Source organism: Paenibacillus mesophilus, from assembly GCF_005938385.1.
Taxonomy (GTDB): Bacteria; Bacillota; Bacilli; order Paenibacillales; family NBRC-103111; genus Paenibacillus_AB; species Paenibacillus_AB mesophilus.
Genome location: NZ_VCRA01000010.1, coordinates 138,917 through 161,803 on the forward strand (window position 1 = coordinate 138,917; position 22,887 = coordinate 161,803).

25 protein-coding genes and 1 pseudogene are annotated in these 22,887 nt (G+C 55.6%); 16 read left to right on the forward strand and 10 right to left on the reverse strand.

Annotation, left to right across the window (positions count from 1 at the left end):
- The first annotated feature begins 70 nt into the window (after nucleotides 1-70).
- From FE783_RS19200 to FE783_RS19230, 7 genes are all read left to right on the forward strand, one after another.
- Entirely contained in the window at nucleotides 71-1,426 is a 1,356-nt protein-coding gene (locus tag FE783_RS19200) for a dicarboxylate/amino acid:cation symporter (protein ID WP_138881004.1), read from the forward strand.
- Between the two features lie 110 nt (nucleotides 1,427-1,536).
- Nucleotides 1,537-2,127, forward strand: coding sequence for a TVP38/TMEM64 family protein (locus tag FE783_RS19205; protein WP_138881005.1), 591 nt, complete (start codon nucleotides 1,537-1,539; stop codon nucleotides 2,125-2,127).
- A gap of 140 nt (nucleotides 2,128-2,267) precedes the next feature.
- Nucleotides 2,268-2,633, forward strand: a complete 366-nt coding sequence (locus FE783_RS19210; protein WP_138881006.1) for a response regulator — start codon at nucleotides 2,268-2,270, stop codon at nucleotides 2,631-2,633.
- Nucleotides 2,634-2,815: 182 nt separating this feature from the next.
- Nucleotides 2,816-3,427: a class I SAM-dependent methyltransferase gene (locus FE783_RS19215; protein WP_138881007.1), complete on the forward strand. Its 612-nt coding sequence runs from the start codon at nucleotides 2,816-2,818 to the stop codon at nucleotides 3,425-3,427.
- On the forward strand, nucleotides 3,424-3,633 hold the full coding sequence (locus tag FE783_RS19220) for a YwbE family protein (RefSeq protein WP_138881131.1): 210 nt from the start codon (nucleotides 3,424-3,426) through the stop codon (nucleotides 3,631-3,633). The genes FE783_RS19215 and FE783_RS19220 overlap by 4 nt, the downstream gene beginning before the upstream one ends.
- A 46-nt stretch (nucleotides 3,634-3,679) precedes the next feature.
- Complete coding sequence (locus tag FE783_RS19225) at nucleotides 3,680-4,312, forward strand: hypothetical protein (protein ID WP_138881008.1); 633 nt, start codon at nucleotides 3,680-3,682, stop codon at nucleotides 4,310-4,312.
- 62 nt (nucleotides 4,313-4,374) lie between these two features.
- Entirely contained in the window at nucleotides 4,375-4,908 is a 534-nt protein-coding gene (locus FE783_RS19230) for a DinB family protein (RefSeq protein WP_138881009.1), read from the forward strand.
- 52 nt (nucleotides 4,909-4,960) lie between these two features.
- On the opposite strand, the gene FE783_RS19235 is transcribed toward FE783_RS19230, so the two are convergent.
- From FE783_RS19235 to FE783_RS19250, 4 genes and pseudogenes are all read right to left on the reverse strand, one after another.
- Nucleotides 4,961-5,434 (reverse strand): hypothetical protein, encoded by a 474-nt coding sequence (locus FE783_RS19235; RefSeq protein WP_138881010.1) that lies wholly within the window; start codon nucleotides 5,432-5,434, stop codon nucleotides 4,961-4,963.
- Nucleotides 5,435-5,640: 206 nt separating this feature from the next.
- Nucleotides 5,641-7,455: pseudogene (locus FE783_RS19240) on the reverse strand (ABC transporter ATP-binding protein).
- A 43-nt stretch (nucleotides 7,456-7,498) separates the two neighbouring features.
- Nucleotides 7,499-9,259: an ABC transporter ATP-binding protein gene (locus FE783_RS19245; RefSeq protein ID WP_238403155.1), complete on the reverse strand. Its 1,761-nt coding sequence runs from the start codon at nucleotides 9,257-9,259 to the stop codon at nucleotides 7,499-7,501.
- On the reverse strand, nucleotides 9,228-9,728 hold the full coding sequence (locus tag FE783_RS19250) for a MarR family winged helix-turn-helix transcriptional regulator (protein ID WP_138881011.1): 501 nt from the start codon (nucleotides 9,726-9,728) through the stop codon (nucleotides 9,228-9,230). The genes FE783_RS19245 and FE783_RS19250 overlap by 32 nt, the downstream gene beginning before the upstream one ends.
- A 166-nt stretch (nucleotides 9,729-9,894) precedes the next feature.
- Between FE783_RS19250 and FE783_RS19255 the strand changes: the two genes are divergently transcribed.
- Both FE783_RS19255 and FE783_RS19260 read left to right on the forward strand, forming a co-directional pair.
- A complete protein-coding gene (locus FE783_RS19255; RefSeq protein ID WP_138881012.1) occupies nucleotides 9,895-10,566 on the forward strand; it encodes a response regulator transcription factor in 672 nt (223 codons plus the stop codon).
- On the forward strand, nucleotides 10,563-11,567 hold the full coding sequence (locus tag FE783_RS19260; RefSeq protein ID WP_138881013.1) for a sensor histidine kinase: 1,005 nt from the start codon (nucleotides 10,563-10,565) through the stop codon (nucleotides 11,565-11,567). The genes FE783_RS19255 and FE783_RS19260 overlap by 4 nt, the downstream gene beginning before the upstream one ends.
- Before the next feature lie 34 nt (nucleotides 11,568-11,601).
- On the opposite strand, the gene FE783_RS19265 is transcribed toward FE783_RS19260, so the two are convergent.
- Together FE783_RS19265 and FE783_RS19270 are read right to left on the reverse strand one after the other, a co-directional pair.
- Nucleotides 11,602-13,566, reverse strand: a complete 1,965-nt coding sequence (locus tag FE783_RS19265; RefSeq protein ID WP_138881014.1) for an ABC transporter permease — start codon at nucleotides 13,564-13,566, stop codon at nucleotides 11,602-11,604.
- A complete protein-coding gene (locus tag FE783_RS19270; RefSeq protein ID WP_138881015.1) occupies nucleotides 13,563-14,309 on the reverse strand; it encodes an ABC transporter ATP-binding protein in 747 nt (248 codons plus the stop codon). The genes FE783_RS19265 and FE783_RS19270 overlap by 4 nt, the downstream gene beginning before the upstream one ends.
- 266 nt (nucleotides 14,310-14,575) lie before the next feature.
- Here FE783_RS19270 and FE783_RS19275 point away from each other — a divergent pair, with 266 nt between their 5' ends.
- Nucleotides 14,576-15,082 (forward strand): CcdC family protein, encoded by a 507-nt coding sequence (locus tag FE783_RS19275; RefSeq protein WP_138881016.1) that lies wholly within the window; start codon nucleotides 14,576-14,578, stop codon nucleotides 15,080-15,082.
- Between the two features lie 116 nt (nucleotides 15,083-15,198).
- On the opposite strand, the gene FE783_RS19280 is transcribed toward FE783_RS19275, so the two are convergent.
- The gene (locus tag FE783_RS19280) at nucleotides 15,199-15,942 is read right to left on the reverse strand and encodes a Crp/Fnr family transcriptional regulator (RefSeq protein ID WP_238403156.1); all 744 of its coding nucleotides are present in this window, start codon (nucleotides 15,940-15,942) and stop codon (nucleotides 15,199-15,201) included.
- 295 nt (nucleotides 15,943-16,237) lie between these two features.
- On the opposite strand from FE783_RS19280, the gene FE783_RS19285 reads away from it, so the two are divergent.
- The 3 genes from FE783_RS19285 to FE783_RS19295 are packed head-to-tail and all read left to right on the forward strand — an operon-like array spanning nucleotide 16,238 to nucleotide 18,504.
- Complete coding sequence (locus tag FE783_RS19285; RefSeq protein ID WP_138881017.1) at nucleotides 16,238-16,687, forward strand: GAF domain-containing protein; 450 nt, start codon at nucleotides 16,238-16,240, stop codon at nucleotides 16,685-16,687.
- A gap of 58 nt (nucleotides 16,688-16,745) precedes the next feature.
- Nucleotides 16,746-17,399, forward strand: a complete 654-nt coding sequence (locus FE783_RS19290; protein WP_138881018.1) for a response regulator transcription factor — start codon at nucleotides 16,746-16,748, stop codon at nucleotides 17,397-17,399.
- A complete protein-coding gene (locus tag FE783_RS19295) occupies nucleotides 17,392-18,504 on the forward strand; it encodes a PAS domain-containing sensor histidine kinase (protein WP_420799751.1) in 1,113 nt (370 codons plus the stop codon). Before FE783_RS19290 ends, FE783_RS19295 begins: the two co-directional genes overlap by 8 nt.
- Before the next feature lie 12 nt (nucleotides 18,505-18,516).
- On the opposite strand, the gene FE783_RS19300 is transcribed toward FE783_RS19295, so the two are convergent.
- The 3 genes from FE783_RS19300 to FE783_RS19310 form a co-directional block, all read right to left on the reverse strand.
- Nucleotides 18,517-18,939: a LexA family transcriptional regulator gene (locus tag FE783_RS19300; protein WP_138881019.1), complete on the reverse strand. Its 423-nt coding sequence runs from the start codon at nucleotides 18,937-18,939 to the stop codon at nucleotides 18,517-18,519.
- A complete protein-coding gene (locus FE783_RS19305; RefSeq protein WP_138881020.1) occupies nucleotides 18,926-19,558 on the reverse strand; it encodes an ImmA/IrrE family metallo-endopeptidase in 633 nt (210 codons plus the stop codon). Before FE783_RS19305 ends, FE783_RS19300 begins: the two co-directional genes overlap by 14 nt.
- Nucleotides 19,559-19,904: 346 nt before the next feature.
- Nucleotides 19,905-20,285 (reverse strand): helix-turn-helix domain-containing protein, encoded by a 381-nt coding sequence (locus FE783_RS19310; protein WP_138881021.1) that lies wholly within the window; start codon nucleotides 20,283-20,285, stop codon nucleotides 19,905-19,907.
- Nucleotides 20,286-20,746: 461 nt separating this feature from the next.
- Between FE783_RS19310 and FE783_RS19315 the strand changes: the two genes are divergently transcribed.
- The 3 genes from FE783_RS19315 to FE783_RS19325 all read left to right on the forward strand — a co-directional run bounded on the left by FE783_RS19315 (nucleotide 20,747) and on the right by FE783_RS19325 (nucleotide 22,873).
- Complete coding sequence (locus tag FE783_RS19315; protein WP_138881022.1) at nucleotides 20,747-21,379, forward strand: hypothetical protein; 633 nt, start codon at nucleotides 20,747-20,749, stop codon at nucleotides 21,377-21,379.
- 322 nt (nucleotides 21,380-21,701) lie between these two features.
- Nucleotides 21,702-21,923, forward strand: coding sequence for a hypothetical protein (locus FE783_RS19320; protein WP_138881023.1), 222 nt, complete (start codon nucleotides 21,702-21,704; stop codon nucleotides 21,921-21,923).
- Between the two features lie 116 nt (nucleotides 21,924-22,039).
- On the forward strand, nucleotides 22,040-22,873 hold the full coding sequence (locus tag FE783_RS19325; protein ID WP_138881024.1) for a hypothetical protein: 834 nt from the start codon (nucleotides 22,040-22,042) through the stop codon (nucleotides 22,871-22,873).
- Nucleotides 22,874-22,887: the final 14 nt, after the last annotated feature.

Sequence of the window (22,887 nt, forward strand, 5' to 3'; positions counted from 1 at the left end):
ATTCGGGAGTATTGTTGTGTACATAATTCCTACCGGAAATGTGGGGTATACCAAAAGGAGATGAGCAGGTTTGAAAAACAACTTATGGATTGCGCTTCAGACGAACTGGATCAGCCTCGTTGTCTCGATCGGGGTAATCGCTTTTCTGTACTTACTCGCCAAGAAAAGAGTCGGCTTCGGTACGCGGGTTCTTATCGCGCTGGGGATCGGCCTGGTGGCCGGCATTCTGTTCAACAGCTACAAGCTGGACTACAAAAGTGTCAGCACGATCGGGACGATTTACGTCAATTTGATCAAAATGCTGGTCATTCCGTTAGTATTCATTCTGGTGATCAACAGTATCGCCCAATTGTCCAATCTGGGCCAGCTGCGTAAAATCGGCGTGAAAACGATCTCGTGGTTTCTGCTTACGACGGGGATCGCCGCCATCATCGGGCTTATCGTCGCCCTGATCGTCGATCCGGGGTCCGGCATTCAGGCGGCCGTGCCGAAAGACTACAAGCCGCGGGACATTCCGACGTTCTCGCAGGTCATTCTCGACCTGGTACCTTCCAATCCGTTCAGCGATGCGGCCGGAGGCAAAGTGGTGCCTATCCTTATATTCGCCATTTTCATCGCGGTAGCGATCATTCACGTCGGCTCGAAAAAACCGGACGTCGTCGCTCCTGTGAAGACGCTGATCCAATCGCTCACGCAAATTCTTCACCAAGTCGTGAAATATGTCATCCGCCTGACTCCGTACGGCGTATATGCTCTCGTCGGCGCGATGGCGGCCAAATACGGCCTCGAGACGCTGACTCCGCTCGTGAAGCTGATCGGCGCTTCGTACGCGGCGCTCATTATCCATTTCGTGCTTGTGTTCGGCGGACTCGTCGCCCTGGTGGCAAAGGTCAATCCGATCAAGTTTTTCAAAAAAGCGTATCCGACCGTTGCCGTCGCGTTTACGACCCGGAGCAGTTATGCTACGCTTCCCGTTAACTTGGAAGTCATTACGAAACGTCTGCGCGTATCGCCGAGAATCGCCAGCTTCGTAGCTCCACTCGGCGCAACGATGAACTTCAACGGCTGCGGCGGCGTGTGGCCGGCCATCGTGGCGGTCTTCGTCGCCCGAGTATATAACGTTCAGCTCAGCGTATCCGACTATATCGTGCTCATTCTCGTCGCCGTCATCTCGTCCATCGGCGTAGCCGGAGTACCGGGTCCTGCGACCATTTCGACGACGGTCGTCCTGACCGCGCTCGGGCTGCCGCTGGAAGGAATGGGGCTGGTAATTGCGGTTGAATCGGTCATCGACATGGGCCGTACCGCCGTCAATGCCACCGGCACGACCGTCACCTCGCTTCTCGTGGCCAATGCGGAAGGCGAATTCGACCGCGAAGCGTTCGATCGAAACGAGGAAGACCCGCTTGAAGTCGGGGCCGCCTAAGCGGAGAACCGGACCTTCGTACAGGTCGCCGCAAGCCCCATGGCGGATTTGCTTTTGATCGTTTCCCGGTAGTATAGTGATAGTAACTATACAGGGGTGAAACGAATCGGATGATGGAAAGCTTCGATCTGTCGGGGTTAAATTTGGAAGACATGGAGCGTGTGTTGAACCAGTTCGAGGCGCTCGGGCCGTTTCCAGGTCTGTTCGCCGCGTGGCTGGAGTCGCTCTTTCCTTTTTTGCCGCTTGTGGCGATTCTGATCGCCAATGTGAATATATATGGGCTCGGAGAAGGATTTCTGCTGTCATGGATCGGGGTGTTCTGCGGAGCGGTCACCGTGTTCTGGATCGTACGCCGGTTCGGCGGGCGGCTGCGCCACTTCGTGGAGAGGAAAAGCCCGCGATCGACGCGGCTCATCCATTGGCTGGAGCGGCACGGCTTCATGCCGATATTCCTGCTCGCCTGCTTTCCGTTCACGCCGTCGTTTCTCGTCAATCTCGTATCCGGCATATCCAAGGTGCCGTTCCATACTTTTATAACGGCAACTGCACTCGGCAAAGGGGTCATGATTCTGATGGTGTCGTTCGTGGGTTATGATCTTGTCGCTCTGTTCACGCAGCCGTGGAAGCTGGTGCTGATCGTCGGGGTGTTCGGACTGATGGCGATTACCGGGCGAAAGATCGAATCGAAATATTTCAAATAGCGCGTACCAGAGCCTTCCTTCGGGGAGGCTTTTTGTTTTTTCCTAACCCGGCCAGGCGGCTGCCGGCTTGTTCAGAATTTGTTCAGCGTTCTTTGGTATGATGCGTGAAATAGGAAATTGTCGGGTGGAGGCGGGCGTGCATGGCGAAAATATTGGTGGTGGACGATGCGGCATTCATGCGGCAGATGCTCAAGGTCATACTGGAAACGGGCGGCCACGAAGTGCTGTGCGAGGCGGCCAACGGCATCGAAGCGGTGGAGAAATACAAGGCGTACCGGCCCGATGTGGTCACGATGGACATTACGATGCCGGAGATGGAGGGCATCGAAGCGCTCCGGTTGATTCGCAGCACCGATCCGGGAGCCAAAGTGATTATGTGCTCCGCCATGGGTCAGCAAAAGCTTATCGTCGAAGCGATCCAGTCCGGCGCGAGAGATTTCATCGTCAAGCCTTTTCAAAGCGGCCGCGTACTGGAAGCCGTTACGAAGGTGCTGGTCGGATATTGAAACTGCATCATGCATGACCGGTCGACAGATAGACAAGCCACGGACAGATCGATTGTTCCGCGGCTTTTTTTTGGCGTTTATAATCGTGCGTATGCGGGCCGGATTGCTTTCCGCGTATCCGGTGATTATAGTGAAGATAACAGACGGAGCAGGACAGGGACGGATAAAGGGGGCGATGACGAATGCAGTGGACCGGGGAACGGATTATTCCGAAGCTGCTGAAGCCGATGAACGGCATGCTGCTCGAGCACCTTGCCCGCTATTATTTCGCCTCCCCTTACGCAAGAGGAAGGGTGCTGGATATCGCTTGCGGAACCGGCTACGGCTGCCACATGGTCGCGAAGGAGCGGAAGAGGGAAGTGACGGAGCTGCTCGGAGTCGATCTGGACGAAGAAACGATCCGTTATGCGAGCCGCGAGTATCATCACCAGAAGGTGACCTATGTGCAAGGCGACGCAACGGACTCGCGTCTCCCGGACCGGCTAGGCTTATTCGATACGATCCTCAGCTTCGAAACGATCGAGCATGTGCAGGACGACCGCGCCTTCATGGACAATTTGCGCCGCATGCTGAAGCCCGGCGGCACGCTTGTCCTGTCGAGTCCGTTCGGGCGAGGGAGAGGGATGCCGACGAGCGAGCCGTTTCATGTGCACCAATTTACCGAGGAGCAGTTCCGGGAGCTGTTCGGAGGCTTTGCCGAAGTCGAGCTGTACTATCAGCGGGGCGTTACGTTTGAACAACAACGAAGGGAAGGGCTCCGGTATTTTATCGGAGTAGCGGTATGCGTGAAATGAACGGAGACGGCAAGAAGCGCGCCGGAATTGCGCCGGGGCAGGAAGTGGACATCGTGCTGAAGCAGGATCAGCGGACGGGCAAAACGACCCGGGGCATCGTCAAGGACATCTTGACGAAATCGCCGGACCATCCTCACGGGATCAAAGTGCGCCTGCAGGACGGACAAGTCGGGAGGGTGAAGCAGATCATATCCGGGCAGTCATGACGGTATGCAGCGGCCTGTCCGGTGTCAGAGAAAGGAGATGGAGCCGATGAGTATCGTCGCCGAGCTTTCTTCGCAGGTCGGAGACCGCACGGAGGAGGCGAACCGGGTGGCGGCGGAACGCTGTCTGGACCATCCGGAGCTGCTCGCGGAGGTGGCCGGGGCCCTGACCGGGAAAGACGCCGCCCTGGCGGGGGATTGCGCGGAAGTGATGACGAAGGTGGCGGAACGGAGTCCCGGCTTGGTCGTGCCGTATTTCGGACAGCTGGCGGGATTGCTGTCCCACAAGACGACGAGAGTGAGATGGGAGGCCATGCACGCACTGGCGCTGATCGCGGACTTGGCGCCGGAACGTGCAGCCGCCTTGCTGCCCCGACTGGAGCAGCTTGTGCGGAACGATTCCAGCACGATCGTTCGCGATTATGCGATAGACGCGCTTGGGCAAACCGCCAAAACCGGAGCGGATGCGGCGGAACGAGTGTATCCGCTGCTAATGGAGGCACTGACCGTGTGGGAAGGAAAGCATGCGGCAAGAGCATTGAAAGGGCTGCGTGAAGCTGTCGGACAAGCGCCGCAGCTGGCGTTGGAAGCGATGCGGATTGGGCTCGAGTATGCCGAGCACGCCAAGCCGACGGTGCGCAAAGCCGCCAAAGCGTTAGTTAAAGCGGCCGAGCGTTCGTAAGCTGGAGCGGATGTCCGCGTGCGGAGTTTGCGGAACAAAAAAAGAAAAGGAGCGAGACGATTATGAGCTTGCATAAACCTGATCCTGCCGAACACCCCGGTTATTTTGCCGCCTATATCGGACTTGTGCCGGAAGGCGATTTGACGGAGCTGCTGGATGCGCAGACGGAGCAGGTACTCCGGCTGTACGGATCGATCCGTGAGGAGGACGCCGGTTACCGGTACGGTCCGGATAAATGGAGCGTCAAGCAGCTGCTCGGACATGTGGCCGACACGGAGCGCGTGATGAGCTACCGGATGCTGTGCGCCGCCAGGGGCGATGTATCCCCGCTTCCGGGCTTCGACGAGAACGACTATGTCCGCGGAGCGGATTTCGAACGGCAATCGCTCACGAGCCTGCTTGAAGGGTTTGTCGCCGTGCGCCGCGCTACGCTTTCCTTGATCGCAAGCTTGCCCGAGCAAGCTTGGGGGAGAAGTGCCATGGTAAACGGCAATGCCATTACGGCGCGTGCGCTGGCGTATGTACTAGCGGGTCATGAGCTTCATCACGGCCGAATCCTGCAAGAGCGTTACGCCGCGGTTGTCGGCAAGCAGTAATACGCCTGGCTAGGATACAAAGCGAGCCGCCGTCTGACGGACAGGGAGTCCGTTACAGATCGGCGGCTTTCGTTTCGGCTTTCGCTCCTACCCGGACCATGGCCCAGACGGCTTCCAGCCCGTTCGAAACTTTCAGCGCGCCCAGCAGGCCGATCAGCGAGCCGCACACGAATACGGGGAGCGTCCAGACGGTCGGCAGCGGCGCAAAGAAAGGAATGAGCGCGACGGCCAATATCGGGGCCGCCTGAATCTTGATGAATTGGATGATGGCGATCGTCAATATGCACGTAAGCAGAAACGCCAAGGGGCCCGGGCTAAGCAAGTGAAACATGCTTCCTGCCGCTGAAGCGGCAACTGCTGCGGCAACGACTTTGGACGCTTCGTTCTTGTTCAGGCTGCGGCTGATGAAAAAGTAGCTGAACGCTCCCAAAGTCGGGTAGAAGCACATTTTCAAAATGCCGAAGTGCGAAGAAAGCCAATAAGCTACTAGCAAATAACTGCAAATGACGGCCGATTTGATCAACATGACGGTTTTGTCGTTCCTCCGGGCTGCATAATAAAGTAAGTCCATCGCATTTGACGGAAATAGTCACTGGGGCTAATTGTAAAGCAAAGGCAAGTTTCCGGTCAAGAGTGAAAATGAGGCGTGCGGCGTTTAGCCGGGCTATAGGAAAGCCCCGCATCCCGGAACGATCGTTTCGGATTGCAGGGCTTTTTCCGATTTTCTTGGTGTTAACCGACCCGCTTGAACTGGCTCGTATACAGCTCATGGTAGAAGCCTTCGCGCGCCAGCAGCTCGTGGTGGGTTCCGCGTTCGATTATTTCGCCGCCATGGATGACCAGTATTTGGTCCGCCTCGCGGATCGTGCTCAGCCGGTGCGCGATGACGAAGCTGGTCCGGCCCTTCATAAGCGATTTCATCGCCTCTTGGATATGCATTTCCGTGCGCGTGTCGACGCTGCTTGTCGCTTCGTCCAGGATGAGGATCGCCGGATCGGCGAGAATGGCCCGCGCGATCGTAAGGAGCTGGCGCTGGCCTTGGCTCAAATTGCCGCCTTCCGCCGAAAGCTGCGTATCATAGCCGTTCGGCAGCTTGCGGATGAACGCGTCCGCGTTCGCCAGCTTGGCGGCCGCTTCGATTTGTTCGTCGGTGGCGTCGAGACGGCCGTAGCGGATATTTTCGCGGATCGTATCCGAGAACAAATAAGCGTCCTGCAGCACGATGCCGAGCTGACTGCGGAGCCGGTTCTTATCCCACTCGCGCAAATTGTGCCCGTCGACGGTAACCGTCCCCTGATCGATATCGTAGAAGCGGGTGAGCAGGTTCACGATCGTCGTTTTCCCCGCACCCGTAGGTCCGACCAGAGCGATCGTATCGCCCGGCGTGGCCGTAAGCGTAACGTTCTTTAATACAGGTACGCCTTCCTTATAGCAAAATGTGACATTGTCGAAGCGAACTTCTCCGCGAATCGGCTTGTCGATGGCGGCGGCGGGACGGCCGTCATATTCGGTAGCCGTATCCATAATTTCGAAGACCCTCTCGGCTCCCGCTATGGCGGACTGGATCATGTTGAACTGGTTGGCCAGCTCGTTGATCGGCCGGGTAAACTGGCGGGAATAGTTCAGGAAGCTGACGACGACGCCGATGGTGGTGAAGCCGCCGATCGCCATCCAGCCGCCGATCGCGGCGATCAGCGCGAAGCTTGCGTTGTTGATGACGTTGTTGACCGGACCCATGAGACCGGACAATATTTGCGCGCGGATGCCGACGCTCCTCAATTGTTCATTGTGCGACCGGAACTGCTGCAGCGCCTGCTTTTCCTGATGGAACGATTTGACCACCTTCTGTCCGGTAACCGTCTCCTCGATATATCCGTTCAGTTCGCCGAGGTGCCGCTGCTGCGCCGTAAAATGCTTGCGGGTTCGTTTCGCGATCTGGGCCGTTACGAGCATCGTGAGCGGAATCGTGACAAGGCTGACGAGCGTGAGCCATACGTTCAGCCCGAGCATGAGCGTAAGCGAGCCGATTACGGTAAGGACGCTGTTGATAAGCTGCGACAAGCTTTGGTTGAGCGAATTGGATACGTTCTCGACGTCATTCGTCGTCCGGCTCATCAGCTCGCCGTGCGTCCGGCTGTCGAAGAAGCGCAGCGGCAGCTTCTGCAGATGCTCGAACATGTCGCGCCGCATTTCCCGTACCGTGCGCTGGGACACGCCGGCCATTACATAAGCCTGAATCCAGCTCATGGCCGCGCTCAGCACATAAATGCCGAGCAGGTTACAGCATAGCCATAAGAGACCGTCATAGTCTCTTGGAATAATGTAAAGATCGATCGCCCGTCCGAGCAAATAAGGGCCGACCAAAGCGAGCCCCGAGCCGAGCGCGGTCAGGACGATTACCCCTACAAGTCCAGTCCGCTACCGGCCGACATAGCTCCACAGCCGTTTCAGCGTCGGACCGAGCCGCTTCGGCCGCACCTTAGGCATCATCCCCCGTGCGCCGTGTCCCGGCCCGCCGCCCATTCCCATCGGGCCCGGCCCGCCCATCGGCGGCATCGGCTGCGATTGCGTCTGCACGCCGGCGTTACGGTTATGCAATTCCGCCATGGCTCATTTCCTCCTTCCCGAGCTGGGATTCGTAGATGTCCTGGTAGACGGCGCAAGACCGCATCAATTGTCCGTGAGTCCCGGTCGCCACGATCCGCCCTTCTTCCATGACGATAATGTTGTCCGCGTCTATGACCGAGGAAATGCGCTGTGCGATGAGGATCGTCGTGCTTGCGTTCATCAGCTCCTTCAGAGCCCGTTGAATGCGCGATTCCGTCCCGACATCGACGGCGCTCGTGCTGTCGTCCAGGACGAGAATCGACGGGCGGGCGAGCAGCGCGCGGGCAATCGAAATCCGCTGCTTTTGTCCGCCGGACAAATTGACCCCCCGCTGTCCGATCATCGAGTCGTAGCCGTCCGGCATCCGCTCAATAAATTCGTGCGCCTGCGCCGCCCGTGCCGCCGCCTCGACCTCCTCCTGGGAAGCATCCGGCCTGCTGAAACGGATGTTGTCGCGCACCGTGCCGCTGAACAAGATCGCCTGCTGAAGCACCATCGCCACCTCCCGGCGCAGGTGCTCCAGCCGAATATGGCGTATATCGACGCCGTCGATCCGGATCGAGCCGTCCGTCACTTCATAGAGCCGCGAGATCAGGTTTACCAGCGTAGATTTCCCGGATCCGGTGGAGCCGAGAATGGCAACCGTTTGCCCCGGTTCGGCCGTAAAACGTATGTCCTTCAGCTCATATTCGCCCCGTGCGGCATCGTATCCGAAAGAGACGCGGTCGAATTCGAGCCGTCCGTCCCGGATTACGCCGGTCTTGGCGTCTATGGCATCGCAAATTTCCGGCTCCGTGTCCAGTACTTCGCGGATCCGATCGCCCGACGCCTTCGCCCGCGATACGGACACCATCATCATGCCGACCATGAGCAGCGAGGAGAGCAGCTGGGTGACGTAATTAATAAACGCGATCAAATCGCCGATCTGAAGCGAACCGTTCCAGTTCAGGCCGGCGCCGAACCAAAGGACGGCGACGATGCTCGCATTCATGATGAACATCATGATCGGCATGTTGATCGCGACGATACGCGAAGCTTTGACGGCGATTTCGGTGAAATCGGCATTCGCTTTGCCGAAGCGGCTATTCTCGTAAGCGGAACGGACGAAAGCTTTGACGACGCGGATGCCGGACAAATTTTCCTGAAGCACGGTGTTGACGCCGTCCAGCTTGTTCTGCACCTTGGAGAACAACGGGAATGAAGCCCGGATCAGATAATATTGGGCAACGAACAGCACGGGCATCGCTACGACGAGAATAATCGCAAGCCTCGGACTGAGCACGAAGGCCATGATGCAGCTTCCAATCGCGAGAAACGGCGACCGGACCAGAATGCGCAGCGTCATCTGGACAAGGTTCTGCATTTGGACTACATCGTTCGTCAGCCTCGTGACGAGCGACCCGGTCTTGAACCGGTCCAGATTGCGGAATGAGAACGACTGCACTTTGCCGAACACGTCTTGGCGCAAATCCGCGCCGAAATGCTGCGAGGCGATACTCGAGAAGACGGTGCACCCGATCCCCCCTATGAGCCCGACAATGGCGACGCCGAGCATGAGCAGTCCGGTTTGCCGAATATAGGCCAAGTCTCCCGTCATCACTCCGTTGTTGACGATATCGGCCATCAGCTTCGGCTGCAGCAGGTCCATGAACACTTCGACGAGCATGAGCAAGGGAGCGAGCAGCACCGGGAGCCAGTAAGGCTTTAAATAATCAATCCAGCGGATTCGCGTTCTCGGCATCATTCGGCTCCTCCTTCGTTTGCCGGCTAATGATCTGCTCGTACTTCTTCACATTGTCGAACATGTGGATCAGCAGACGGCGAAGCAGCATTTTCTCTTCCGGCGTAATGCCTTCCAATACGCGATCTTCGCTCTTATGGAGCGCCGCCCTTACTTCATCGACGGCCGCCCGCCCTTTGTCCGTCAAATAAACGCGCGATACGCGCTGATCCTGCGGGTCGGGTCTCCGTTCGACATGGCCGTTCTTAACCATCCGGTTGAGCATGACGGTGACGGTTGCGGGTTTGACGCGCATCCGCCGGGCGAGCTCGCTCTGACGAAGCCCGTCGTTACGGGACAGCTCGAATAAAACCGGCGGTTGGCCGGGGTGCACGTCCTGATCCTTCAGCATGAGGTGGGAATTGTAGTGGTGCTGCCGCATAATGCCGGCCATCATGCGCATAAGAGACGTCTCGGCCGATTTCGGATCCATAACCATCCATCCCTTTCGTTAGTCGGCTAATATAATAGTTAGCGTAAAACGATCGTCATGGCGTGTCAAGAAGCATTTAGGGGAATCTCATTTCGGCCGGCTTTTTCAGGGCGGACAAATGTTATAATGACCTATAACGAGTCCACCTTGAGTTGGAGGAATACCTTTGTTTCGAATCATGATCATAGAAGACGACGAAAAGATCAGAGCAATCGTAGCCGACGCGCTGCGTAAATGGCAATACGACGTGATCGAGGTTTCTTCTTTCGACCGGGTATTGGACCAATTCGCGGCGGGACAGCCGCACTTGGTGCTGATGGACGTCAATTTGCCGATGTATGACGGCTTTTACTGGTGTCAGCAAATTCGTTCCGTGTCCAAGGTGCCGATTCTTTTCCTGTCCTCGCGCAATCAGAATATGGATGTCATCATGGCGATCAATATGGGGGCGGACGATTTCGTGCAGAAACCGTTCGACTTGGGCGTGCTTGTGGCGAAAGTAAGCGCACTGCTTCGGCGCAACTATACTTACCAGGATGAGAGCCTACAATTGGTCCACCGCCAGCTTATTTTTCACCTGTCCAACTCCTCCGTCCAGTATGGGGACCGGTCGACCGAGCTGTCGCGGAACGAGTTCATCATGCTGCAAACGATGATGCGCAATATCGGGAAAATCGTCTCCCGGGACGATTTGATGCAGGTGCTTTGGAACGAGGAGCAGTTTATCGACGACAACACGCTGACCGTCAACGTGAACCGGCTGCGACGCAAAATCGCTCTGCTCGGGCTCGACGATTTCATCGTCACCCGCAAAGGAATGGGGTATATCATCGAATGAGATTTTGGCGATTCCTCAAGTATGAGAAGCCGTATCTTTTCTTGTACGCCGTAGCTTTCGTTCTGACGATTATGGTGTTTGCCGCAGACCCGCAAATCTCATGGCGATGGCAAACGTTCTTCTATGCGCTGACGCTGGTCCTATTGTGGGCGGCGGCTTTCCTGCTTCATCGTTATATGAAGAATGGGCAGGCCATTCGCCGCATGCACGATGAAGATACCGTGCCGCTGTCTTTGGAGGCCGAAGCGTATCGGGAGGCGATCGAGCAGGCCGAGGTTAAGCACATCCGCGCCTTGAACGAGGTACAAGCCAAGCAGAAGGAGTACTACGATTTTATCGTCTCCTGGTTCCACGAGATCAAGACGCCGATCGCCGTTCTTCGATTGATGCAGCAAACGGAAGTCGATCCCGGAAGCTTGGCGCAAGAACTATCGCGAATCGAGCATTACGTGGACCAAGCGTTGTATTACGCCAAGCTCGACAGCTTCAATCAAGACTACGAGATCGTGAATTGCGATCTGGAGCAGCTGGCCAAGGAAGTCGTCAAGTCGCATTCCCGAACGTTCATCGCCAAAAAAATAAAAATCCGTTTGGACACGCCGTCCATCATCGTGCAGAGCGATTCGAAGTGGCTCTTATTTATCGTCAACCAGCTTATCACGAACAGCTTGAAATATACGAATGACCATGGGGAAATATCGATCTCGGCACGAGTCGCGCAGCAGGAGAAGCTGCTCGTCATACGAGACAGCGGAATCGGCATCGACCCGAAGGATTTGCCGCGGATCTTCAATCGGGGATTTACGGGTACGAACGGACGCACGCATGTGAAATCGACGGGAATGGGTTTATATTTGGCCCAGGAGCTGTCGAAGAAGCTGGGGCACTACATCACATGCGAATCCGCCGTCGGAAGCTTTACTGAGTTCACGATTCACTTTCCGATCAACCACGACCCGTATCTGTACATGCTGCAAAGAAACGGCCAAAATGCGCAATGACTGCTGCCGGTCACTGCGCTTTTTGACGTGCTTCTTAATGATTCTCGTTTACGATTTTATAATAAACGTTCGTGGAAGAGATGTAGAACAACAGATAGATCAGGAAGTAGACGCCCATGATGGCCAGAACCATGCCCGGAAGCCCAGGGAAATCCTTCACCGAATCGAGAATGTAATACTTGATTATAAACCAGCTGTACAGCATGCCAAGCACGAGCGGCGGCAAGAAAACAAACAGCAGCTGCTTGCGGATCACGCTTTTCATTTGCCGGTTTTCCACGCCGATTTTGCGCAGAATGGCATATTGCAGCCGTTCGTCCGTCGCTTCGCGCAGCTGTTTGAAGTAAATGACGCTGGCCAGCGCGAAAATTGCGATCAGAGCAAGAAAACCGCTTGCGAACAGCATCAACGACGAGCCTTCGATTTGCTTGGAGTACACGTCCGCGAACGAGGAGTAATAAGCACCCGGCGTTTGCGTGACGATCGCGTGCACTTGCTTCGATAGCTCCTCGGCGTTTTTTGCATCCCGAAGCCCGTAAATCTCAAACGATTTCTTGTCCGCATGATTTTGTAAGCTTCGGTACGTCTCATCGGAAATGACGAGCACCGCAGGCTTCTTGATCATTGAGGAAACCGGATTGGATGACCAGCCGAGGTACGCGTAGTCCTTTTTCTCGATCAGCTTGAATGTCGTTTCCGCATCCGTCTTGACGGTGAAGCCCGGCTGCTTGCCCGGTGCATATTGTATCGGAAAGTCCGTCCCTTGCGATAGGGCGACCGCTTCGTTCCCCTGCAGCTCTACGCCTTCCTTGTGGCCTCGCAGCGCGATCAGCTCGTTGTACGATTGCTCCGGCACGAGCAGGACGTCGGGTGTGAAATATTCGGGATTTTCAAAAGCGGTATTCATATCGGCCACGGGAGATGCGGCTAAGCCCTCATGCGTCAGGTGGAAGCGGATCGCATGCTTGGAGCTTTTGATCAAGTCGTCGATTTGGCCGTTTGTCGTACGATCCAGCGTGTGGAATGCTATGTCGTTGGGCAAATTCCGCTCTACCGCCTCGAACTGTACCTTATAATTGATCGTCATGAAGCAGATCAGCATCATGATCGCCGCACTGAACAGCGAAATAAACGTCAAATTCAAAGTGTTGCCCCTGATCTGGAAACGCAAAGAGGAGGTCCACAGCACCGTATTGCCTTCGTGATACGTTTTGCGGCGGCTTATCGACTGAAGCAGCCAGCCTGCGAATTGGCGGAAAAACAAGTACGTTCCGGCGATAATGCCGATCGTGACCGCAATCATGCTGAAATTCGCATAATCACTCCAGAAAATCGACCCTTTGCCGCTTGCGATCAATGCGAAGGCCATTCCGATCAAGAGTACGGATAGAATCGCCATACCGGCTGAAACCGGGATAGGCTTCTCCGTCCTTTGCCTGGCATGGAACAGTTCCGTAAGCTGCACCCGGTTTACCATGATATAGCTTTGGACGCTGATGATGACAGCGAGCAAGAAAAACACGCCCGCGGTCGAGGCGATCGATTGCACGGGGAACGCCAGCGAGATGACTTGATCGTACTGCATCAAATTCATGAGCAGCATGCCGAACAGCTTGGACATCAATCCTCCGAGCAGTACCCCCGCAGCCAAAGAAATCGCGCTTATAAACAGGGTCTCGTAAAAGATCATCCGCGTGATTTGCCATTCGTTCATGCCGTACAGCAAATACATGCCGAATTCTTTTTTGCGCTGCCTCATGAAGAACGAGTTGGCGTAAAGAATAAAGAAAATGATGAACATGAAGACGACAATCGAAGCGATGGACACGCCGGTTTGAAAATTATTGCGATTTTGCAGGGCACCCATAATATCTTCGTTATACATGAGGGACGAGAACGTAAACTGAATGATAACGCCCGTAATCATGGAGAATAAATAGATCGAGTAAAGCCGGAAATTCCGCTTGACGTTCCGGATCGTCAGATCGAGCAGACTCATCTCGGTTTGCCCCCCATCAAGCTCTGGGTTTCCAGAATGCGGTCATAGAACGTTTTCTGGACTTGAGCACCGGCGTAGATCTCGTTGACGATTCCTCCGTCTCGCAGAAAAATGACTCTTTTGCAGTAACTCGCCGCATAACTATCATGAGTAACCATCATGATCGTCGTACCGAACGTTTCATTCAATCCGACCAGCTGCTCCAATAGCTGCGTAGCGGACCGCGAATCGAGCGCTCCCGTCGGTTCATCGGCGAATACGATCGCCGGTTTCGTAATGATCGCCCGTGCCGACGCCGTCCGCTGTTTTTGCCCGCCCGATATTTCACTCGGATATTTGTCGACAATAGCTTCGATATTCAGCGCCTGTACGATGGGCTTCAGCCGGCTTTCCATCTCTTCCGTTCCGAATTTGCGCAGCGAGAGCGGCAGCAAAATATTTTCTTTCACCGTCAGCGTATCGAGCAAGTTATAGTCTTGAAAAATAAATCCCATGCGTTCTTGGCGAAATTGTCTCAGCGACTTCTTCTTCAGATCGAGCAAAGATTTCCCCTCCAGCCACACCTCGCCGCCGGAAAACCGGTCGATCGTAGACAGCACATTCATCAGCGTCGATTTCCCCGAACCGGAGGGCCCCATAATCGCCGTAAATTCTCCCGCCTGGATCGTCAAATCGATATTTTTGAGTACGGTTGTCGTGCCGTAGTTTTTGGACAAGTTTTTGGTTTGGATCACGTTTTGCATCGCAGTCTCCCATCCTTTCTATCCTGTACATTCACTGAATTTACAGTTATTCCGTGGTGTCGGCACGGACATAAGCGATCTATCCTTACTATAGACACGTTCCGGATTCGCATCCATAGAAGTAACGCGATGCAAAGTGACGTTTTTGTCACTAAGGAACTTTAACGGAATTACGGGCAAGCGCCGTACATTTGATGTAGGTAAGCCGTTAGGAGTAAGATAAGGGAGTATGGCATTCCTATGCAAGGAGTACGGAGGTGTCCGGAGTGACCACGATATCCATTCCCCAAATCGCGCCGATTGCCGTCGCCTTGGTCGGCGGCCTAGCGGTCGTCGCGGTACGTCTGAAGGCGTCGTCCAAGCCGACTTCGCTGAAAAAAATATTAGTTCCGCCGCTTGGCATGTCAACCGGCTTCGCCATGTTTTTGTTTCCTTTCACGCACATTCCGTGGTTGTGGGCCGCTGCCGCTTTTTTGGCCGGAGCGCTATTGTTTGCTTATCCTCTCATCTGGTCGTCGAAATTCGAAGTCCGAGGCGGGGACATTTATTTGGTGCGCTCCAAAGCGTTCGTTGTTATCGTTATCGGGCTGCTCATCGTCCGGCTGCTGCTTCACGATCTGGTCGAGCAGGCGGTCACCATTCCGCAGACGGGGGCTATATTCTTCCTGCTCGCCTTCGGTATGATTGTGCCATGGAGGCTGGCGATGGCGCACAGATATCGGGCTATGCTCGACAGCTTGACGAAGGAAAGCGGAGACGGCGATCAGCGATGAACGAACGGGTAAAAACCCGCCTTCCACGGCTTTATGGGCTGTGGTGCGGGTTTTTGCTGTATCTCTGAGCAAGTTTCCCCATTTGAAATTGTGAAACTTGGCTCCTATATGAAGCTTTAGAGCCGGCAAATTTCTTTCGGACATGCCGGATACGAAGGGCAGTTGCAGACGCGGCGCAAATCGTCGATACGGCGAATAACGATCCGGTTATCCGATACGGATATCGTGCCTTCCTCTTTCAGCGAGCTGAGCATCCGGTTGACGCTTTCCCGCGTGGTGCCGATCAGCTCGGCCATATCCGAGTTGGTCATTTTCAGTTCGATCCGGATGCCGTCCTTGTCCAGGGTACCGTACGTGTTGCTCATGCGGATGAGCGTGGAGGCAAGGGCGCCCGGCTTGCCGTATAGCAGCAAATCGCGGAATTTCGATTGGACGATCCGGTTCATCAGGCCGATCCATTTCATAAACTCCACCGCGAACTCTCCGTCCCGCCGAAGCAAGGCTTCCAAATCCCGTTCCTGTACGACTCCGATCTCCGCATCCTCGTACACTTCGGCGCAGTAGCTATGCGTCGTATCGCCGTAAGCTCCGAATTCCCCGATCAAATCGCCGCGTCCGAGCACGGATAAGATCAAGTCTTTGCCGTCTTCCGTCGTCTTCTTTGTCTTGACCCGTCCGGACTGGATGTAGTACAGCTTGCCCGCCGGCTCTCCTTCCCAGAACAGCCGCGTTCCGGCCGCAGCCGTCTTCATGGTCATAAGCCCGCTCCATTTGTCGAAATTGGTTTTCGATAAAAACGGTTTGTTCCCTTCGCCGGACGAAACGGATTTGGTTTTTTGCTCCATGCAGTGCGCCGTCATGAGGAGTGCCCCCTTCAACTTCTTGTTGCTTCTATCATACCGTCAGATCGCGTGATCGGATATCAGGGGATTTCCTGAACTTTCGGCTCGAATTCCCCTATGTTGTTGTGAGGAAAATCACACCTCCTGTCCGGTATAACTGGCCCGGACCGCTACATGAAGGGCTATAGGTGGATTGCGCGGCGATTTTCAGGGAATTCCCCGACATACAGGAGAGCGGCTATCGTTTACAATACATTTAAATGAAAGAACGGTAAGAGGGGCGTATAGAAGGGAGGGCAAGGGGGTGCCGGCCATGAACGCGGAAATGGTGAAGAGGCTGGAGCTTTTGCGCGAGCGGACGTTGTCCGATTTTGCCGCCGTCGCAGCCACCGGTCACGACGCGGATCGGATGATCCGCTGGATATGCGGCAGCGGGAATGCGAACGAACGGTTCATGCATATGAAGGAAAAGGCGGGAATGGGGATCGCCGGCTGGGTCGTCAGGCACGGAAGGCCGCTCGTCATACGCGGGACGGAGCCGGATGCCGAGAAACGGCGGCGGGACTATCCGATCATGCTGGCGGAGAACCTGTTGGCCGCTGCTGCCATTCCGATTCGGAGCGGTGCGGCTGTCGCAGGCGTGCTGCTGGTCGGCAGCCGAACGGCGCGGGATTATACCTCCGCCGACTTGGCGCTTTTGGAGCATGAAGGCGAACAGGGCATGGAAGCGATTGCTACCGGCGGAAACGATCAACAGGTTTAACCTATTGAGCGATTTCGCCGGTATTGTTATGATATAGGAAAAAGGAGGCGAATGGAGGATGGTCCGGATCATGGTGGTGGACGATCATGCGGTCGTTCGCTCCGGGTTAATGTCTTTGCTGGACGGCAAAGACCGGCTGCAGGTCGTAGGGGAAGCCGCCGACGGCGACGAAGCGATCGCGAGAGCGGCCCAGCTGCGTCCCGACGTGGTGCTGATGGATCTCAGCATGCCGCATGGCAAAGACGGCTTGACGGCGACGAAGGAGCTGAAGAAGGAGCTGCCCGACACGGCGGTCCTTATTTTGACGATGCACGACGACGAGGAATATTTGTTCCGGGCGATCCAAGCGGGCGCTTCGGGTTATATTCTGAAAAGCGCGCCTCACGACGAACTGGTGGCGGCGATCCGCTCGGTGGCGACGGGAGACGCCTATTTATACCCTTCGGCTACGAAACGGCTTATGGGCGAATATATGGAGAAGGTGAAAAACGGCGAAAACGCGGGCACGTACGAAGCGCTCTCCGACCGGGAGAAGGAAATCCTCGCCTGGACGGCCAAAGGCTACTCCAACAAGGAAATCGCCGAGCATCTGATCATCAGCGTCAAAACCGTCGAGTCGCACAAAAGCAACCTGATGGAGAAGCTTGGGCTGAAGACGCGGCCGGAGCTCGTCAAGTTTGCGCTCAAGAAGGGGCTGTTGCATTTTGAATAACGAACGCGGTCGTTACGGACGGCAATCGGCGGGCATCGGTCAAGACGCGCAGTTGCTGCTCGCTCAGCTAGATGGTCATATTGTGGATGATGCATTCCGCGAACGGGTGAAGCAATCGCTCGAGCAATTGTCCGATCTGAAGATGGCGCTCGACGAGTCCACGATTGTGGCCGTGACCGACAGAAGAGGGATGATTACGTTCGTGAACGATCCTTTTTGCCGGATATCCCGCTATTCCCGAGACGAGCTGCTTGGTCAGGATCACCGGATCATCAATTCCGGCCACCACGGCAAGGAATTCATGAAGGAGCTGTGGCGAACGATTTCGTCCGGCAACATCTGGCGCGGGGAAATCAAGAACCGTGCGAAGGACGGTACTTATTACTGGGTCAATACGACGATCGTGCCTTTCCGCGACGAACAAGGCAGGCCGTACCAATATTTGGCCGTGCGCAACGAAGTGACGCAGCTGAAGCAAGCGGAAGAAGAGCTGCAGCGCATGATGACGCGGGTGATGGAAATTCAGGAGGAGGAGCGCCGCCGGTTTTCCCGCGAGCTGCACGACGGGATCGGCCAAAGCTTGTTCTCGCTCCTTATTCAAATGGACAGGCTTATCGCCGAACAGAACAATCCTCAGCTGGAACGGCTGAGACTCGACGTTTCGGCGTTGATGGAGGACGTGAGGGGATTGGCGTGGGAAATCCGTCCGTCCGTGCTGGACGATCTCGGTGTCGTACCCGCCGTCCGCTCGCATATTGCCAACTTTGCACAGCATTACGGCATCCAAGTGCAGCTGGAATGCGATTTGCGCAAACGGCTCGACGTTCTTAAGGAAACGGCGATTTACCGGATCATCCAGGAAGCGCTCGCCAATATCGGCAAATATGCCGACGTCTCGGAAGCCTCGGTGTCACTCAAGGAGACGGAGGACGGAGTAGTGGCGACGGTGACGGATCGCGGTAAAGGATTCGGTGCCGACCGCAGAGGACAAGGCGTCGGATTGTTCAGCATGGAAGAACGCGCCCGCAGCGTCGGCGGAAAGCTGACCGTCGAATCTGCGCCCGGCGCGGGCACGACCGTGACGTTGACGGTGCCCGTCGATTGAACGTGGCGTCGGTCAGTCAAAACGAACGATCGGGGCAAGCTCGTTGTCCTTGATTACATCGGAAAGCACAGCCGCGATGCGGATATTCTCGGTCGGTACGCTGAGCGAGGGAAAGGCTTCGCCCGGCACCCGCAGCTCGGTCATATCCCCGCTCCAGTACGTCTCCCGGATCATATACTCGTCCTCCTGACGGACAAGCGAGATTTGGCCGGACGACTTGAGCGGGGCGGTCGTGCTGAACAGCAAATAATCGCCCCGCTTCACCCCGAGCGACTCCAACCCGCCGTCCCCGATCCGCAGCGCGAACAAAGCGTCCGAATAACCGATCAGCTTCAGGTGCGGCCGACCGGACAAATCGGTCGACTCCAAGTCAAGCGAAAACCATTTTCTCGTATAGCCGGTCGCCGCGACAGGGATTACTTTATTCGGATGCATCGCTGTCCTTCATGTACCCAAGCACGCCGCGTTCGCGGCAAAACAGCATTTTCGCGCGGCCGGTCGGTACGATATAGTCGATTCCCTCGCTGCGTTTAAACAATTCCTCCGCATGAAAATAAGCGGTCAGCTTCTCCGCCAGCCGATTCGATGTAACCTGCCGGTTATGACGAAGCAGCCGTTCTCGGGCGAATTCGGGCGTGACGCCGAACGCCGACGCGATCGCGGCAACCGCTTCGGATTCATGGCTCGGCAGCTCGCTTCGCAGCAGCATGAAGGTAGGCACGCAGAAGTGGTAGGCAAAATTGTTCGCCTTCGTCTCCTGGAAGCGGATGAACGATTCGCCCATGGCAAGCTGATTGCCTGCATGGTGCTGCACGTGGCACAGCTCGTGGCCGAAATCCTGCCACTGCTCCTGCCGCGACAGGCGGTTGTCGAGCACGATCGATTGCAAGCCGCCGCGATCGATAGCCTGGCTCGCGAAAGGCGCGTAATGGATCCAGATGCCGAGCTTATGGGCGATCGTTTCCGGATCCAAATGATGGGGCTCCCGGATGTCCATGGCGCGATACAGTCGCTCGACCGATTGCTCCAGCGCCGTGCACGGGTAGTTGTACATGAACGATGTCCCCTTTCTTCGATGGAATAATAGAATATATGTTCGCCTTGTGGCGGAAAAGAAAGCCCTCTATAGGGCGTGCTGTGATGATCGGGTATATATTGAACCTTAAGAGGTGAGCTTCTGCGGGCTAAAATTGCTGCTGTCCAAGGAGTAAATGTCCGCCTCGATCCCCGCGCAGGGGCAAGTTGGTGCGCCGGCGGCGTAGAGCTCCATGGACCCTGCCGAACCCGCGAGTGTACGAACCCTGCAAACCCTGCAAACCCTACAAACCCTGCAAACCCTGCAAACCCTGCAAACCCTGCAAACCCTGCAAACCCTGCAAACCCTGCAAACCCTGCTCCTGTTACTCTCCTTGCTTGTCACCGGGCTTCCGCTCGGCTTCCCTGGTTTTGATGATCTCCCATATTTTGCGAAGTTCTTCCCTTCGCTCCTCCGGTGCTTCCAGCAGCTCCTTGAACCATATTCCGAGCTCCGGGTCATCCGGTTCTGTCGCAGCGGTACGGTTAGGCGCCGGCGCGGATTGCTCGGCTGCCTCCTGCCCGACCAACCGGTCCAGGCTGACCTCGAACAGCTCGGCCAACTGCCGGAGCGTGTCCAGTGAAGGCTCGCGATACCCCGATTCGTAGCCTGCGTATGTGCTTTTGGCGATGCCGAGACGGGTCGCCACTACCTGCTGGGACCAGCGCTTCTGTTTACGCAGCTGCGTGATCGTTTCACCGATCATCGGGGCCACACTCCATTCGTTTCTGCCGATCTGACTGCTTGTACTTATCGATTCGAGCGAACTGCGGCATTTTGAACAAAGATCATGCTGCTACTCAAACATGAATGCACTTCGCTTTTCTTTATAATCGCACAACGCGAACTTTTTTTCAATATATTAGGAAGTATTTACAAAATAATGGTTGAAAAGTACGCGTAACGCGTACATAATAGCTATACAGGAACATGCGTTCCTATAATTCAAAAGGAAGATCGGACGCGTTTAGCGTATTCTACCCATTCGATGCAGGCTGGGTGGCGTGGGCGGAGCCGCTGGAAAGAAATAACGGTTTGGAGACTCTTATCGGCTACGATTCTCAAACATATCTTATTTTGTAAAAAACTTATAATTTACCCGAAATAAGAGATGCAAATAGCTCTTATTCGATCTTAGGAAACTAATCATGAAAGGGGCTGTAATTGATGAAAAAGACGACGGTGGAACAGTTGGAGTATTATCGCGACGAGGTGTGCGGCCGTTGCCCGGGGAGCTTATGGGGCGCGAAAAGCATTTGCCGGGTTCACCAGCGCTCGATCGGAGAAATCGAAGCATGTCCGCAGTGGGAAGTGAAAGAGTCGAGAGCCTCTTACCATGTACGCGATTCGGACAGGCACGTTATAAGAACCGAACAGATGGAACTCGTCGAGGAAGAACTAAAGGATTACCCGTGGATGGTCCGGGAAATCGAACGGCTGCGCGGTATATTGGAAGAGGTCGGATCGGGACTAACCGGCGTGTACGGCTTGGACGGCGCCTTGCCGAGAGGAAAAGGGGGTCACGCCGATTCGGTTCACCGGGAGGCGCAGAAGCGCGAGAAGTATTGGAACCGCATGAAGCAGCTGGAGGAGAAAGTGACCCGGATCGACTCGGCGGCCGAACGGCTGCGCGATGACCGTCAGCGGACGATTCTCGAATGCATCATGGAAGGCCAGCGGATGAACCGCATCGCCCAGCATATCGGAGTCTCCCGCCAGCGGCTGCACGAGCTGAAGCTGGAGCTGGTGCGATTACTGGCCGAGGACATTTTCGGCGACGACCGGAAAGGCGCATCCTAAGCAATTGAAGTTCGGCACAGACGGATGACATTTCGGACGGAAAGGACAAATGCAACGGAATTTGTGCGAACATATGTTCCCATTGTATACTCGAGACAGGAACACGAAATGAAACGAGATGCACCACATAGACAAACTAGCAGCAAGTCGACAACGGGAGAACAGATGGAGAAGCAGCTCCCATGAAAGCACAGAGAAGCTGATACGTCGACGCTAGTAGCGGAGATCAAGCTTCAACCGTTTCCCGGAAAACCGGCCGCCCCCATGGCGGTCTTTTTGTTGCCCGGAAATCGGAACACCCGAATGGAAGGGGGAACGAAAGATGATGAGAGCTGAATGCCAACCGGTCGCGCAAACAGAAAGCCAACATGATGCAGCCGTTCAAGCTGGGCCAGAGAACCCGGACGACGCCTGCCCTTACAAGCAGCCGGTCAAATGCGTGGCGTGCGTATGGGGGAGATGGGAGGCCAGCCGTCAGTTTTGCATGCTGCCGGTATGCATCAAAGAAGCCGTTCCGGATGGGAACAGCCGCGAAAGGGGGTGAGGGCGAAGGTTGCGGGTATACACAGAAAGTATACGGCCTAGAGATGGGCCGAATTTTGAAGGTCCCGGTAAGCAGGGGGACTATTTTGAAACAGCTACAACCGAGGTGGGACGAACATGCGTGCAGTAATTAAAGCAAGATTGGCGGACGAACTGTCCGCGTTAGCAGGACGTTGCTACGACTTGCACGAGCCGTCAAGCACCACCGTGAAGCCATACGCAACGGTAAAGCTGGTCGGACAGGAAGAGACGTCTCCGTGGATTGGGATGAAGCGTACGTACGAAATAGCTCTTCACGAAGAAACCGACTCAGCTGCCGCCCTGGACGAGCTGGCTGATCAAGCCGTTCAAGCGCTTCATGGAATCAAGCTGTCGGGAGGGGCATCCGCACGTGATTTTACATGCCAATACGAGGGACTGGCGGCTTCTGAGAGGGTCGATGATACATTACAGGCTCTTGTTCAAGTCCTGAGATTCTCTGTGTACGCTGTCGGGTCTGAAGAAAACCTGCCATCCGACGCCTGTCTACAGGCGCTATGCGATTGGACGGCGACGATTGTCAATTCCGAGTGGCAGGTGTACCGGCAGCGCTGGCCGCAAGATTACACGATTCCGGCAGTTTTGTGGAGGTTGGACCAAGTAACCACGGCAGATCGGGACGCATCCACAATCGAGCTCGGCAGAAATGTAGTCGGTCACGTCCTCGGGCGGACCGATGAAGAGCGGCTGGCAATGGTAGGCACGTTGGCCGAGAAGCTTGGAAGCACGACCAAGCTGCCAATCGAGCCCCTTGCGAAGCGGTTTATCGTACCGGTCACGGTCACCGCAGTCTATGGAGCGGATGGGTTAACGGAAGGACAGCTAACCGCAACACTCCGTCAAATTGTACAGAAAACGGTGCCCAACTGGCCGTTGATCGGACAAGTTCACTACGATGGCGGTTTCGGCTAGCCCGATACGCCGCC